This is a genomic window from Methylomonas aurea (assembly GCF_024505045.1).
GTDB classification, from domain to species: Bacteria; Pseudomonadota; Gammaproteobacteria; order Methylococcales; family Methylomonadaceae; genus Methylomonas; species Methylomonas aurea.
The window spans coordinates 1-766 of sequence record NZ_JANIBM010000089.1; the positions used below are offsets into that span (position 1 = coordinate 1).

Annotated in this window: 1 protein-coding gene and 2 rRNA genes; 2 read left to right on the forward strand and 1 reads right to left on the reverse strand. The window is 49.1% G+C overall.

Features of this window, described 5'->3' with window-relative positions; genetic code table 11:
* Together NP603_RS21825 and rrf are read left to right on the forward strand one after the other, a co-directional pair.
* Window positions 1-109, forward strand: a 23S ribosomal RNA gene (locus tag NP603_RS21825); the annotation flags it as partial.
* 166 nt (window positions 110-275) lie between these two features.
* Window positions 276-391, forward strand: a 5S ribosomal RNA gene (rrf, locus tag NP603_RS21830).
* 75 nt (window positions 392-466) lie between these two features.
* Here the strand turns inward: rrf and NP603_RS21835 are convergent.
* On the reverse strand, window positions 467-766 hold a 300-nt coding region (locus NP603_RS21835), incomplete at its 5' end, for a DUF1415 family protein (protein ID WP_256612974.1).

Sequence of the window (766 nt, forward strand, 5' to 3'; positions counted from 1 at the left end):
TTTAAGTCCCCTGAAGGGCCGTTGGAGACGACGACGTTGATAGGCACGGTGTGGAAGTCCAGTAATGGGCGTAGCTAACGTGTACTAATTGCCCGTGAGGCTTGACCATATAACACCCAATGCGTTTGGGTTGTCATAAGACAATCGCTGAACAAAAACTGAGAACGACAAACTCGCTACAGATTTCCATGAAAAACAGGTTAACGGCGAAAGCCGGCAAGCCAGTGAGCTTGAAACCTGTGCATGACGGCTGCAACAGCAGCCCAACCAGTTTGCTTGGTGAACATAGCAAGCGTGAACCACCCGATCCCATCCCGAACTCGGAAGTGAAACCGCTTAGCGCCGATGATAGTGTGGCAGGTTGCCATGTGAAAGTAGGTCATCGCCAAGCTCTTAAATATAAAGCCCGTCTAAACAACGGGCTTTTTTTTGGCCGACGGTTTTTAAAGCCGATATCACGCAGCGACTATTCGTGTGAGCTTTTATCCGATGTTGTAGGTTCAAGGCAGGCACTGACAATGTCTTGTAATTTCTTCAGGCCCAAACGTCTGGTCAACTCGATGTTTCGTTCCGGTATGGCGGCCGGATCGGGATAGATTGCCAGGGCGTTTTCGATACTGCTTTCTCGGATCAGATGTAACATCGGATACGGCGAGCGATTGGTATAGTTGCTAGGATCGGTTTCGTCGCTATCGGCAAATCGGTAACGCGGATGGAAGCTGGCTAATTGGTAAATCCCTTCGTATCCTTGATCGGTTAATAATTG